14 protein-coding genes are annotated in these 12,873 nt (G+C 60.6%); 7 read left to right on the forward strand and 7 right to left on the reverse strand.

Annotated features, from left to right (window positions below; all coding sequences use genetic code 11):
* Positions 1-33: 33 nt before the first annotated feature.
* Genes MSL71_RS11640 through MSL71_RS11650 form a run of 3 tightly spaced genes read right to left on the reverse strand, consistent with a single transcriptional unit; the run spans position 34 to position 1,801 of the window.
* Positions 34-693, reverse strand: coding sequence for a hypothetical protein (locus MSL71_RS11640; protein WP_180140416.1), 660 nt, complete (start codon positions 691-693; stop codon positions 34-36).
* Complete coding sequence (locus tag MSL71_RS11645; protein WP_180140417.1) at positions 693-1,397, reverse strand: MBL fold metallo-hydrolase; 705 nt, start codon at positions 1,395-1,397, stop codon at positions 693-695. The genes MSL71_RS11640 and MSL71_RS11645 overlap by 1 nt, the downstream gene beginning before the upstream one ends.
* A 17-nt stretch (positions 1,398-1,414) precedes the next feature.
* Positions 1,415-1,801 carry a hypothetical protein gene (locus MSL71_RS11650; RefSeq protein ID WP_180140420.1) on the reverse strand — a complete coding sequence of 129 codons (387 nt, stop codon included), beginning with the start codon at positions 1,799-1,801 and terminating at the stop codon, positions 1,415-1,417.
* Between the two features lie 466 nt (positions 1,802-2,267).
* Between MSL71_RS11650 and MSL71_RS11655 the strand changes: the two genes are divergently transcribed.
* The 3 genes from MSL71_RS11655 (at position 2,268) to MSL71_RS11665 (ending at position 5,418) form a co-directional block, all read left to right on the forward strand.
* The gene (locus MSL71_RS11655; protein WP_180140423.1) at positions 2,268-2,948 is read left to right on the forward strand and encodes a hypothetical protein; all 681 of its coding nucleotides are present in this window, start codon (positions 2,268-2,270) and stop codon (positions 2,946-2,948) included.
* Between the two features lie 81 nt (positions 2,949-3,029).
* Positions 3,030-4,280, forward strand: coding sequence for an IMP cyclohydrolase (locus MSL71_RS11660; RefSeq protein WP_180140425.1), 1,251 nt, complete (start codon positions 3,030-3,032; stop codon positions 4,278-4,280).
* A gap of 199 nt (positions 4,281-4,479) precedes the next feature.
* Entirely contained in the window at positions 4,480-5,418 is a 939-nt protein-coding gene (locus MSL71_RS11665; protein ID WP_180140427.1) for an ABC transporter substrate-binding protein, read from the forward strand.
* A gap of 41 nt (positions 5,419-5,459) precedes the next feature.
* On the opposite strand, the gene MSL71_RS11670 is transcribed toward MSL71_RS11665, so the two are convergent.
* Both MSL71_RS11670 and MSL71_RS11675 read right to left on the reverse strand, forming a co-directional pair.
* Positions 5,460-6,803 (reverse strand): MerR family transcriptional regulator, encoded by a 1,344-nt coding sequence (locus tag MSL71_RS11670; protein ID WP_180140430.1) that lies wholly within the window; start codon positions 6,801-6,803, stop codon positions 5,460-5,462.
* A gap of 117 nt (positions 6,804-6,920) precedes the next feature.
* On the reverse strand, positions 6,921-7,319 hold the full coding sequence (locus MSL71_RS11675) for an NUDIX hydrolase (protein ID WP_180140432.1): 399 nt from the start codon (positions 7,317-7,319) through the stop codon (positions 6,921-6,923).
* 244 nt (positions 7,320-7,563) lie between these two features.
* Between MSL71_RS11675 and MSL71_RS11680 the strand changes: the two genes are divergently transcribed.
* From MSL71_RS11680 to MSL71_RS11690, 3 genes are read left to right on the forward strand one after another with little or no spacing between them, the layout of a single operon-like run.
* Positions 7,564-8,025 carry a hypothetical protein gene (locus MSL71_RS11680; protein ID WP_180140434.1) on the forward strand — a complete coding sequence of 154 codons (462 nt, stop codon included), beginning with the start codon at positions 7,564-7,566 and terminating at the stop codon, positions 8,023-8,025.
* Between the two features lie 19 nt (positions 8,026-8,044).
* Complete coding sequence (locus MSL71_RS11685; protein WP_180140436.1) at positions 8,045-9,112, forward strand: type IV pilus twitching motility protein PilT; 1,068 nt, start codon at positions 8,045-8,047, stop codon at positions 9,110-9,112.
* 57 nt (positions 9,113-9,169) lie between these two features.
* Entirely contained in the window at positions 9,170-10,228 is a 1,059-nt protein-coding gene (locus MSL71_RS11690; protein WP_180140438.1) for a type IV pilus twitching motility protein PilT, read from the forward strand.
* A gap of 112 nt (positions 10,229-10,340) precedes the next feature.
* Here MSL71_RS11690 and MSL71_RS11695 read toward each other — a convergent pair whose 3' ends face one another.
* Both MSL71_RS11695 and MSL71_RS11700 read right to left on the reverse strand, forming a co-directional pair.
* Positions 10,341-10,865 (reverse strand): YfcE family phosphodiesterase, encoded by a 525-nt coding sequence (locus MSL71_RS11695; protein WP_180140440.1) that lies wholly within the window; start codon positions 10,863-10,865, stop codon positions 10,341-10,343.
* 54 nt (positions 10,866-10,919) lie between these two features.
* On the reverse strand, positions 10,920-11,636 hold the full coding sequence (locus tag MSL71_RS11700) for a 16S rRNA (uracil(1498)-N(3))-methyltransferase (RefSeq protein WP_180140442.1): 717 nt from the start codon (positions 11,634-11,636) through the stop codon (positions 10,920-10,922).
* 465 nt (positions 11,637-12,101) lie between these two features.
* Here MSL71_RS11700 and MSL71_RS11705 point away from each other — a divergent pair, with 465 nt between their 5' ends.
* The gene (locus MSL71_RS11705; RefSeq protein WP_180140445.1) at positions 12,102-12,857 is read left to right on the forward strand and encodes a TerB family tellurite resistance protein; all 756 of its coding nucleotides are present in this window, start codon (positions 12,102-12,104) and stop codon (positions 12,855-12,857) included.
* Positions 12,858-12,873 lie beyond the last annotated feature (16 nt).

The following is a 12,873-nucleotide window of genomic DNA, read 5'->3' on the forward strand; positions in this document are numbered from 1 at the left end:
CTGAATGGTTACTATTATTTTAGGGCATAGCCCTTATTTGAAGAGCGAGGCCAGGGTGTCTGCCAGCAGGCCCTTACGGGCCAGCTCCACGAGGCTCGTGCCCTTTACGGGGACGGGGGACGTCGCCTCCACGGAGGCAAGGGCCTCTGCGTCACTGTCCATGGCAAGGACGCGGAGTTCTTCGGCCCCTTGAAGGGCGGTGGCAAGGGCGCCTTGGGGGAGGTCCCCCGAGGCCACCACGGTCCATTGGTTGTTCAGTTCCTGGTGGAGCAGAAGGGCGTCGAGTTCCCTGCGCACCAGCACGGTGCGGCGGGTGGTGCCGGAAAGGACCAGGGGAACGGCATCGCTGCCTTCGACGGTATGGTACTCCCCGTCGTGGCCGTGACCCATGCGGAAGATGACGACGCGTTTGAGCTCCTTGTCCCGGATTACAGGGATGGTGAGCCCTTCGGGGAGAAGGATCTTGTCCACGCCTTGGGTGCCCCAGGAGTCTGCGGGCCTTCTCGTGTTCCTCACCTGCCAGCCGATGAAGGCCTCTTTCAGGGTCTTAAGGGCAAAGCCCGATTCAAAGAGCCAGGCCTGGATCGATTCGTTGTGCTTGCCCCAGAGCATTTTTGTGGCTTTGACGGTTACGGCTACGGCTTTTTCGTTCCACAGTCCGGGGTCGGTGATCGTTTCGTTGCGTGTGTCCATCAGTACAGCTCCATTACGGAATGCCACCGGTCCCGCTCGGTGGCCACGGGAAGGTCCCTTTGTTTCATGGTTTTCACAAGGTTGGGTTCGTTGAACCGCAGGAAGGGGTTGGCCCGTTTCTCATCACCCAGGGTGGAGACCACGTGGTCCGGGTCGTAGAGGGTGAGGTAGCGGGCGATCTCCTTTTCGTTTTCCGGCTCGATGATGCGGGCAAAGGCCATGGACTCCTGAACATAGTCGTGGCCTGCGTAGATTTTCGTGTCGTCCGGGAAGGTGAGCAGGAAGGTGACGGATCGGTAGAAGCTCTCCATGTCCCCGGAAAAGCAAGTCCCCACCGTGCCGTTGAAGAGGGTGTCTCCGGTGATGAGGCGTCCTTTGATCTCAAAGGTGAGGCAGTCGTCCATGTGGCCCGGGGTGTAATGGACGATGAGGGGTTCCCCGTCGATCTCCAGCCGTCCCTGTCGGCGAAGGGCAGGGATGTCCAGGTGGGTGGCCTTAGAGCGCAGGATCAGCGGGGTGTTGCCCACGGTATGGTCCGGGTGGGTGTGGGTGTTGATGACGTGGGTGAGGTCAAGGCCCCGGGCGTCGACAAAGGCCAGGATCTCGTCTACGGCTCCGGGGTCTATGGCCACGGCAGATGTCGGGCCGCTGACCACATAGGAAAAATTGTCGGCGCCGTAGCGGAACTGGGTGAGGGTGAGCATGATGTCCTCCCAGAGGGTTAAACGGGTTTGACGGGCAGGGCCTCCACCGAGAGTGTGAGCTCGCCGTTGTCTGTGCGGAGGTCCCAGGATTTGATGCCCTTCATCATGGCGGGGTACCTGGACTGTTTGGCGGTGATGAGATCCAGGACAAAGCGGACGAAGACCTCCTTCTGTTCTGCGGGGAGCTGTGCTGGGAGGCGCTCTTCCACCTGGGACCTGTACCCCTCTTTCTCCCGGCTTTCAAAAAGGGAGAGGTTCCAGCCGGTGACGGCCAGGGAGATGAGGTGGTGCTTCATGGCGTCGTCGTCGCAGGCGGCACACAGGGGCGCGGCAAGGGTGAGGACCGCGTCGGCCACGTCTTCGTGGGTGCAGGCGGCAAAGTTTTTCACGGTCAGGGTGCTCATGGAAAGTCCTCCGGTTGAAAGTCAACATGACGACGCCTCGTTGCCTTGGCGGGTGCGTCGGGTTTGATCCGCTTGAATCCCGGCGGTGATGCCCCTAAACCTAAGCTGATTCCATGAAAAGTCAAGGCAAGGCAGGTCTCCTTCCGATTCGGCTCGGGGGCATGTGCGATGGGTTGGAGGGTGTGATTTGGGGTGTTATCATTGATTTTTTGTGCTGTGTGGCCGCGTGGTGGGGACGGGATGTTAGAAAATTTTACAAGCCCTGCAACGGCCGAAAGCACGGTGATTTTCATGCACTGACCCGTCCGGAATGCACCTTGATCTTTGCCATGGGCTGTTTTACTATTGCGCACCTGCCGCAGCTGGGGGGCCACGGGCCGTCAGGGGCGCGGAGACCATAACGGACAGTCGGGGCGCCGGCCGTTCATCTAAGATAAAGACCACCACAAAAAAACAGGACAACACTATGGGGATGAATATTGTGGATCGCATTGACGACCGGGTGAAGGTCGATCATGTGCTGATCAGCGTGTCGGATAAAACGGGACTGGACACCCTGGTTCCCGCCCTGGTGCGGGTCAACCCGTCCATTCGTATTTTTTCAACGGGCGGTACCTTCGGGGCCATCGAAAAGATCCTGGGCGATGCCGCGGCAAAGCACCTGGTGCAGGTGTCGGATTACACGGGCCAGCCCGAGACCCAGGGCGGACTCGTCAAAACCCTTGATTTCAAAATCTATCTCGGAATCCTGACGGAAACATACAACGATTCTCATCAGGAAGACTTAAAGAGAACCGCCGCAGTTCCGATAGATATGGTAGTTGTGAACCTTTATCCCTTTGAGGCCACCGTGGCCAAAGAGGGGGTTACCGTGGAGGAGGCCCGCAGCAACATCGACATTGGCGGACCCACCATGGTCAGGGCCTCTGCCAAGAACTACCTTCGGGTGGCCTCGGTGGTGAATCCCTCGGATTACGGGGCCGTTGTGGCGTCCCTGGAGGCCAACGACGGGGCAACAGACCTGTCCTTAAGGTACGATCTGGCGACCAAGGCCTTTGAGCACACCGCCACCTACGACCGGCACATTGCCGATTATCTCGCAGCACAGGCCCCGCAGAGCGTTTCGGGGTGTTACAGCGCATCCTAAACACCCTATCCGGACCCGACGGGGCCCACGGCGGCTTTTCAGACAGGCTGCAGAAGGGTCCTTTCGGGGGGAGAAAAGCACATGGCAGACGATCTGAAAAAGATGTACCGAACCATCATGGACGACCACTTTGCACCGGCCATGGAGATATCCTTTGTGGACGGCGACAACCGCCAGACCCTCTTTTACGAGAAAGTGGCCTGGACCATCGACCAGGTCAAAAAAGGGCTGCGCTACGGTGAAAACCCGGGCCAGGAGGCGGCGCTGTACCGTCTGGCCAACGGCAACCTGGTGGTGGGGGAGACCCAGACCATCGCACCGGGGCGTTACCTTGCCTCGGACATCGAGCTCCTTCAGTCCGGGAAGCATCCTGGCAAGACCAACCTCACCGATGCCGACAACGCCCTGAACATCCTGCGCTACTTCACCGATACCCCCACGGCAGTCATCGTGAAGCACAACAACCCCTGCGGCGCGGCCCGGGCCGCTTCCCTGGAAGAGGCCTACGCCAAGGCGTACATGGCCGACCGCATCGCAGCCTTCGGGGGGTGCATTGCCCTGAACCGCAGCGTGGACAAGGCCACGGCCGAGGCCATCAGCAACCAGTACGCCGAAGTGGTTGTGGCCCCCGATTTTGAAGAAGGAAGCCTGGAGATCCTGTCCGCGCGCAAGAACCTCCGGGTGATCCGCATCGGCAACATGGACCGTCTCCAGAGCTATGTGGGAGAGCGCGTTGTGGACTTCAAGAGCCTCATGGACGGGGGGATCATCACCCAGCTCTCCTTCGTGCCCGAGGCCAGGACGCGCAAGGACCTCAAGCTTGCCCAGTGCGAGTACAAGGGGACCCTGTACACCATCGACCGGGAGCCCACCGACGCCGAGTACGAAGACATGCTCTTCGGCTGGCTGGTGGAGTCCGGCATCACCTCCAACTCCGTGATCTACGTCAAGGACCAGGTGACCGTGGGTATCGGCACCGGTGAGCAGGATCGCGTGGGTGTTGCCGAGATCGCCGTGGACAAGGCGTACAAAAAACTTGCCGACCGTTACGCCTTCGAGACCTATGGCGTGGGGTACGTTGACCTTACGGACGCCGACAAGAAAGCGGAGATCGACGCCAGGGTCAAGGCGGAGAACGGCGGCATCAAGGGCGCCACCATGGTGAGCGATGCCTTCTTCCCCTTCCGCGACGGCGCCGACGTGGGTCTCCGCGAGGGGGCAAGCGCCATCGTCCACTCCGGGGGATCCCTGAACGACTACCAGTCCATTGAGGCGTGCAACGAATACGGCGCCACCATGGTCTACACCGGCCAGCGGAGCTTCAAGCACTGATTCCGACTGGTCTTGAACCGATGCTCCCTTGCAGCCCGCAAGGGGCATCAACAACGTATGTTCCGGTGGGGTGACGCACCGGAGATGACCGGCGGCACGCCTCCAATGCCAGTTGGAGGCGTGTTTCAGGCCCTTTTGGGAAACAGTGGTTTACAAAAGGGGACCTGGTAACCCATCTGGTGTTTTAAGCGGTGTGTGTATGACGGACAAGCCTGTGTTGAAGATTGGTCACCTGCGGATTACCGATCACCTGATTCTCGGTGTGACGGATCTCAAGTTGCGGAAGGGGATGGAGTCCTTCAAGCATTGCTCCCTCCAGCCGGTGTTGAAAAACGGGTGGAACGAGGTGGCCGACGACCTGGCCACCGGAGCCCTTGACGGTGCCTTTATCCTTGCCCCCACGGCCATGGATATTTACAAGTCCGGGGTGGGCATCAAGCTGATCCTGTTTACCCACAAGTCGGGCAGTATCCTGGTGAAGAGCCGTCGTGCCGGGATCCAGCGCATCGAAGACTTTGCCGGCAAGGTGGTCCTGATTCCCTACCAGCTCTCGGTGCACAACATGCTGTTTCACCGTCTCCTCAAGGAGAAGGGGCTTAACCCCGGCACCACCCGGGACAAAAAAGCCGACGTCTTCCTGGAGGTGGTGGCGCCTTTTCAGATGCCCGATGCCATCGACCTGGATGAAGACGGGGAGATCGCCGGGTTCATCGTGGCTGAGCCCATCGGCACCAAGGTGATCAACAGCGGCAACGGCGAGGCCATTCACCTCTCCTGTGATCTCTGGCCCAAGCACCCCTGCTGCGTGCTGGTGATGCGCGACGAAGTGATCGAGAAGAACCCCGACGCCGTCCACGAGCTGACCCGCAGCCTGGTGCGCTCCGGCATGGCCGTGGAGGCCCAGCCCAAGCCCGCCTCCATCATCGGCGCCGATTTTCTGGGGCAGAACAGCGACTTGATTTACAAGGTCCTCACCGAACCCAAGGAGCGTATCTCCACGGACGAACTCTTCCCGGTCATCGACGACCTGGCGAAAATTCAGGATTACATGAAAGATGAGATGGGGATTCTGACGGACAAGATCGATCTGGATAAGTTCGTGGACACCCGGTTTGCCCTTGATGCAGGGGCCAGGTAGAGACCGGACCTTTTTTGCGCCCCGCAACCCGGTGTCATGGGTTATGCGGGGCCGGCCTTTTCAATGATGCGGAAGATGCCTTCGATGGTACGGGTTCCCCAGGAGCCTTTTCCGCTGAAGGTGGGCCGCTCCTCGTTGTTGAGCCGCTCAGCCACCTGGGCGGCGGACAACCCTTCCCGGCGTTTCATGCCGATGATTTCCTTTAAGATAAAATCTTTGTAGGCCTCGGGGTCCGATGGCAGTGGGGCGTGTTCCTCGGCTGCCGCAGGGGCTGTGCGGGCTGCCTGCCGGGGTTGGCTTGGGGCAGGTTCTGTCTGTTGGGGCGGCGTGTCCACCAGGTCCCAGAGGTTGTCCATCTCCTCGTGGGGGACGCTTGTGGGGGCAGGAGGCGCCGGTGGTTCATGGGCCGGAGGCTCGTCCGATGTCCAGAGGTCGTCCAGGCCCGTGTCGCTCATGGGCTTTTTGGCGGGCTCCTGCGAAGGCTTTTCGTCCACCAGGTCCCAGAGGTTGTCCATCTCTTCGGTGGTCTCTGCGGCGGGCGCTTCGTCCACCAGGGCCCAGAGATCGTCAGGCTTCTCTTCGGCGGGGACATCCACCAGGCCCCAGAGGTCATCGGGCTTTTGGTCTTCGGGGGTCTCCACCAGCTCCCAGAGGTTGTCCATCTCCATGACAGGGGATGGCTTTGGCGGCTCGTCGTTTACGAGGCCCCAGAGGTCGTCCGTGTCTTCGCCGGAAGACGGCTCTTCGGAAAGGGTGTCGGTGTTATCCGGGCAGGGGTGGGGTGTTGTCTGCTCCGGGCTCTCGGGGCGCTCTCCAGGGGCCTCGGGTGCGGGGGGCATTTCTGCCGTGGGCTTCGGGGTCGGCGGTTCGGGCGAGGGCTGAGGGCCCTGGCCTGCCGTGGCGGCCAAGGGGATACCGGATGTTTGCAGGGTGCTGAGGATGGCTGCCAGGTTGCGCGATTTCTCCTCTTCCACGGCAATGCGGCGTTCCATGGCCGTGGCTTTGCGCTCTTCGGCTTCGGCCAGGCGGCGTTGCTGGATGACCAGCCTTGCCAGGAGAGCCGGTGTGGGGTTGTCGTCGTCCAGGAGGGCGAGGATGTCGTCATCGTCGTCGTGCCGAAACGCGCTGCGGGAAAAGAGGGGGCCCTTTCCCGCGGCCCGGTTCCTTAAGGCCAGACGGATCTCCTCACGGGTGAGGCCCGACTCGGTGCATTCGGAAATGTAGGTAAAAAGGTGGATGTCGTCGCGGCTGAGGGTGTCGTCCCTTGCGTCCCCGGTTGCGGAGAGGAACTCGCTGTAGATGTGTTTCCACAGGAGAAGGGTGGAAACCCCTGTTCCGAGCTCCTTTGCAGCCTCTTCCACACTGTATCGCTTCTCGTCGGCCATGCCTTCTCCGTGGGGTGGCAACTGATGGATTTGCTGATGTCAGGAGATGATCAATCACCCGCCCTAATAGTATCGGCAATTGTATCGGCGCATTTTAGTGTATTTTGTCCCAAGGTGTCAATCGACGGCCCGCTTCTCCGCCCAATGGGTAATCACCAGGTTGAAACCGAAGGCCAGGTCCAGGGCGTCGGCCTCTTCAAGGGTGAACCAGGCAATCTTCTGGCCCTCGGTGAGGTCCACGGTCTCCGGGTCGAAGTCGGCCCTGGCGGTGAAGACGTATTCCAGGCGGTCCGGGAAGTCGTAGACCCCGAAGGGGCGGATGGTCTCGGGGCAGAACCCCAGTTCCTCCATAAGTTCCCGGCGGATGCAGGCCTCCGGTGTTTCCCCTGCCTCCACATGGCCTCCGGGAAGGTCCCACATATTGGGACAGGGCAGGTGTGGCAGGTCGTCCCTGAGCATGAGCAGTACCTTGTCCCCGGGGTTGATGAGCAGGATACTGGTTCCCTCTGGTTTCATGTGAATTCCCAATGATAAATAGGTGAAAACAATTGTTTAATAATTGACAATTTTTTTTGATACAGCCTATATTTATAAGGTTTATCGGGATATTACAAGATGGAAAAAAAGGGTCAATCTTCACCGTGGTTGAGACGATAAGGGTGGTAGTGGCAACCAAGTGGACCTCTACCGTGAACGGATTGATAACCGGGCCGGGCAGTGCGACGGCGCGGCCGGTTCTGCTCGCCAGGAAGGAGCGCGTATGGGCATCTACCCGAAAAAAGACTGTGAAATCACCTTATGCCTTTCCAACAACAGCCAGCTTGACGGGCTGGTGAATATTGTGGGTCGGGACATCAGGACCTTTCTTTTGGACAACGAGTCCGACATCGTGATGTACGAGGCCGTCAACGGGGAGGACGAGAGCCGTCGCCCCATGATCGTTCCCAAGAAGCATATCCTCTGGGTGGAGGTGAGGAACGGAGACCTTACCGAGAGAAAGGTGGCCATCTATCGGAAGATGAAGATGAAGATGACCAACGGCCAGGTGGTGAGCGGAGAGATCGACATCACCGGGTACGACCGCGTCTCCGACTATTTTCTGAAAAATACGGACATGTTTACCGAGGTGTCCAATGTGGCGGTGGACGGAGAGACCGTCCGCTCCATTGTGTTCGTTTCCACCACCCAGTATCTCTGGGTCATTCCCGACGAAGACGCGTAAAGGGACCCGGAGGTCTTTCATGGCAGAATTGGATAAGGTGTTTCAGGCCGGGGTCAACCTGCGGGCCTCGGACGTGCATGTGGTACCGGGAGAGCCCATCATCCTGCGCAAAAAAGGGGGGCTGGTGAAGACCCGCACCCCCAGGCTCACCCCGGACCAGACGCGGCGGCTCATCACCGAGCTTCTCTCCGAAGAGGAAAAGGGCCGCCTGGCCCGGGACAACCAGCTCGACTTTTCATACGAGATCAAGGGCCTCGGCCGCTTCAGGGGGAGTGCCATGGCCCACAACCGGGGACTGAGCGCGGCGTTTCGCGTCATTCCCCCTTCCATCCCCTCCCTTTCCGACACCGGGCTTCCCGAGGTGGTGGCCAAGGTTCTGGACCAGCACCAGGGGCTGATCCTGGTCACCGGCGCCACCGGCATGGGCAAGACCACCACCCTGGCCGCCATGGTGGATTTCATCAACGGGCGCAGGGCCCATCACATCCTCACCGTGGAAGACCCCATTGAGTTTGTCCACCCCAAGAAAAAGGGGGTGGTGAACCAGAGGCAGGTGGGCCGCGACACCCACTCTTACCTCAACGCCCTGAAGGGGGCCTTGAGGGAGGACCCGGACGTCATCGTCATCGGCGAGCTCCGGGACCTTGAGACCATGTCCCTTGCCATCAGTGCAGCCGAGACCGGGCACCTTGTCATCGGGACCCTCTCCACCACCAACGCCCCCAAAACCGTGGACCGCATCATCGACTCCTATCCCCCCGGGGAGCAGTCCCAGATCCGGGCCACCCTGGCCGAGACCCTCAAAGCCGTGGTGACCCAGAAGCTCATCGCCTCGGACACGGAAGACCGCATGCTCATGGCCTCTGAGATCCTCATCGTGAACCTGCCGGTGGCGGGCCTGATCCGGGACTCCAAGGTGTTCCAGATTCCCAACCTCATGCAGACGGGCAAGGGCCTGGGCATGAAGCTGATGGATGAGTCGGTGACCGAGCTTCTGGACCAGGGCCTCATCAGCGTGGAGACGGCCCTGACCCATGTGGAGTCCGAAACCCTGCAGCGAAGGCTCAAGGCCGGGGCGGCAACGTGATGAAAGGAGTGACCATGGAACGGATACGGACGGCCGGAGCCGTCGGCAGGAGGGCGTGTGGCGGTTATTGATACCTATTTTACTGAGCTGATGGAAAAAGGGGCCAGCGACCTTCACATGGTGGTGGGGCGCCCGCCCTTGCTTCGATTGAAAGGGGAGCTGGTGGAGACCGGTCACCCGGTCCTGGACCGGGAGCGGATGACCGAGGTGCTCTTTGAGATCCTTCCCGGAGACAAGCAGAAGGAGTTCGAGGCCAACCTGGATTTGGACATGGCCTATGAACTGGACGGTGTGGGCCGGTTCCGGTGCAACTTTTTCTATCATCACAACGGGCCCGGCGCGGTGTTCCGGATGATCCCCACCGAGATCCTCACCCTGGAAGACCTCGGCCTGCCCGAGGTGCTCAAGACCATCGCGGGTTTTCCCAAGGGCCTGGTCCTGGTGACGGGCCCCACGGGCAGCGGCAAATCCACCACCCTTGCGGCCATGATCGACTACATCAACAAGAACAGGGAAGCCCACATCATCACCATCGAGGACCCCCTGGAGTTCGTGCACCAGAACCGCCGGTGCATCTTTACCCAGCGGGAGATCGGCTCCCACGCGTCAAGTTTTGCCGATGCCCTGAAGGTGGCGGGTCGCGAGGACCCGGACATCATCCTGGTGGGGGAGATGCGTGACCGGGAGACCATCAGTCTGGCCCTGACCTGCGCCGAACTGGGGATCCTGGTGTTCGGCACCCTTCACACCAACAGCGCCTCCAAGACCGTGGACCGCGTGATCAACGCCTTTCCCGCGGACCAGCAGGAGCAGGTGCGCACCATGTTTTCCGAGTCCTTAAGGGCCGTCATCGCCCAGCAACTCCTCAAAACCGCCGACGGCTCGGGCCGCTGTGCGGCCAACGAGGTGCTTCTGGGCTCCACCGCCCTTGCCAGTGTTATCCGAAGCGGCAAGATCGCCCAGATCAACTCCATGATCCAGACAGGCACCTCCCAGGGCATGCAGTCCATGGACCAGCACCTCATGGAGCTGGTGAAGGCCAAGAAGATCACCGGGGCTGCCGCCTACGAAAAGGCCATGGATAAATCCCTTTTCGAGGCCCTGAAACACGCGTAAGTCTCATACAGCGGCGGTATCCTTAACAGTCTCTGTTATATATCAAACCATCAAGGGCTATATGCTTTCGAGGTGGCTCACCTTGCCGCCGGAGGCACGCTTTGGGGGAAGGCTATTCGTCCCGGAGGGGAAGGTCGAGGTGGTCCACCACCTTGCCCGTGGCCAGGTCCACCAGCTCGAGGCGGGTGCCCGTGAGCCGGGCAAACCCCTGGTGGCCGCCCCTGGGGCGGGCCGGGGAGCCGGGGTTGAGGAACACCTTGCCCATGAGGGTGTCCAGGCGGGAGACGTGGGTGTGGCCCTGGACCACGATGTCGTAATCGGTGAGATCCGGCAGGTGGCGATGTCCGTGGGCCAGGAGCAGGGTGGTCCCTTCCCAGGAGAAGGCGGTGGTGAGGTCTCCCGAGAGGGTGTCCGGGTGGTCGCAGTTTCCGCAGACATACCAGGTGGGGCCGGCAAGGGCCTTGAACTCTTTCAAGATGGTGTCCGGGTCGTAGTCCGGGTGGCTTTTTCCGTAGACCGTGTCAAAGAGGTCCCCTGCCACGGCCAGGCCGTCGCCGGGTTTGAGCTGGGCCGTGATACGGCGCCAGGTGGGCAGGTGGCCGTGGATGTCGGCCGTGATGATCAGCTGCTGGGGCATGGTGGGTCCTGTTCTTGGAGTCAGAGAATTGCAAAAAAAAATCGGGCATCCGGTTTACAATGGATACAGCCGTGACAGAAGGGCCGGAATGGCCGATTCCACCCTCAGGATACGCTCTCCCATGGAGACGGCCTGGAACCCTGCTTCTTTCAGTTTTTCCATTTCATAGGGGATAAACCCTCCTTCCGGTCCCACGGCCAGGGTGACGGGGCCTTTTGCCCGCACGGGGCAGGGCACGGCATCGTAGGGGTGGGCCGCCAGTTGTTCCGTGCCGCGTGCCATGGCCGGCAGCTCGTCTTCCACAAAGGGCTTGAACCGTTTTTTCAGAAGAATCTCCGGCAGCCGGGTGTCCTTTGCCTGCTCCAGGCCGAGGACCCGCTGGGCGAGGAGGTTCTCCTCAGCGAGGCGGGGGCTCTGCCAGAAGCTCTTTTCCACGCGGACGGCGTTGAGCAGGACCAGGCGTTTGACCCCCATGCTGGTGGCGGCGATGATCACCCGGTTAAGGACCTTGGGCCGGGGCAGCGCCAGGATCAGGGTGAGGGGAAGGGGCGGCGGAGGCGGTGCGTCCAGGGCAACGGCCAGTTCCATGGCGTCTTTGGTCAGGGAGAGGACCGTGCCGGCTCCCAGGCTGCCGTTGAGGCGCCCCACGGTGAGGGTATCCCCCACCTCGGCCCGGTGGACCTCCCTGACATGGCGAAGGCGTCGCCCGGTGAGTCGTGCTGTACCCGGTTCATGGGTAAAATCGTCATCAAAAAGAAGGATCAGGTTCATCCGTTGCATTCCATGGGGTCTGTGCCACCCTTGACTGTCCAAAGGGGCGTGTCATGTTTTTCCCTATGTAGCACCGATGGTGAGAGCTTGTCGAGGTACCGTGGCCCGGCGGGAACGGTCCCGCGGCCGGAAGCGGGGCCTGCGCCGTCTGGTTTTTTCCTTCAAAGATCCCGGAGAAGAGCCCGTGGCGGGCAGCGGGGAATGGTGTCGACGCCTTGATTTCAATGGGGTTTGTGCAAGGGCACGTGGGGTGCGGGGAGGGCCCCATGGTTGTGTGGCGACGTTTTCGGGGGCGGCAATGAGCCTTGACACCCCCTGATTGCGTGTTACTTTAGACCATTGTGCAGATGTTCTGTGCGGGTGCGTAATCATTCGGGGGCCTTCGGGGTTCCCGGCCAGAGGAAAATCAATGGCCCGCTTTGATGCGGCGCCGTGAAGACGAACAAAAGAGGCATAGAGGTTATTATGGGTTGGCTTGGAAAAGTGGTGGGCGGTGCCATTGGAATGGCCCTGGGCGGTCCGGTGGGTGCGGTTGCCGGGGCGGTGTTCGGACACGCCTTTGACAAAGACGGCAGTGAACTCAACCGGGACGAGCGTCGGGAACTTTCGGGGAACGAAGAGGCCCAGATGACCTTTTTTGTGGCGGCGTTTTCCATGCTGGCCAAGCTCTCCAAGGCCGACGGGGTCGTGAGTCGGGATGAGATCGAGTCCATCGACCAGTTCATGACCCAGGACCTCCACCTGAATCGCGAGAGCCGCAACATCGCCATCGACATCTTTCGGGAAGCCGTGAACTCCCCTGAACCCTTTGAGGGGTTTGCCCGCCAGTTTTACGCCACGTTCCGGAACCAGCCCCGCCTCCTTGAGGTGATGCTGGACGTGATGCTCCGGGTCTCCACGGCCGACGGCCAGTTCAGCCCCCAGGAAGAGGAGCTGATCCTGTCGGCGGTGCACCTGTTCAACTATCCTTCCGAAGGCTATTTAAAGCTCAAGTCCCGCTACGTGGACCAGAGCGACACCTACCACTCCGTGCTCGGGTGCGATCGGGGAGATTCCGACGACTTTGTGAAAAAGCAGTACCGGAAGCTGGTCAACGAGTATCACCCGGATAAAATTGCCGCCAAGGGGCTTCCCGATGAATTTACGCACTTTGCAGAAGAGAAGTTCCGCGAGATTCAGGAAGCCTGGGAGCATGTGAAGAAAGAGCGGGGCATGGCCTGACGGCCCGTATTTTCTG

Source organism: Desulfoluna butyratoxydans, from assembly GCF_900699765.1.
GTDB classification, from domain to species: Bacteria; Desulfobacterota; Desulfobacteria; order Desulfobacterales; family Desulfolunaceae; genus Desulfoluna; species Desulfoluna butyratoxydans.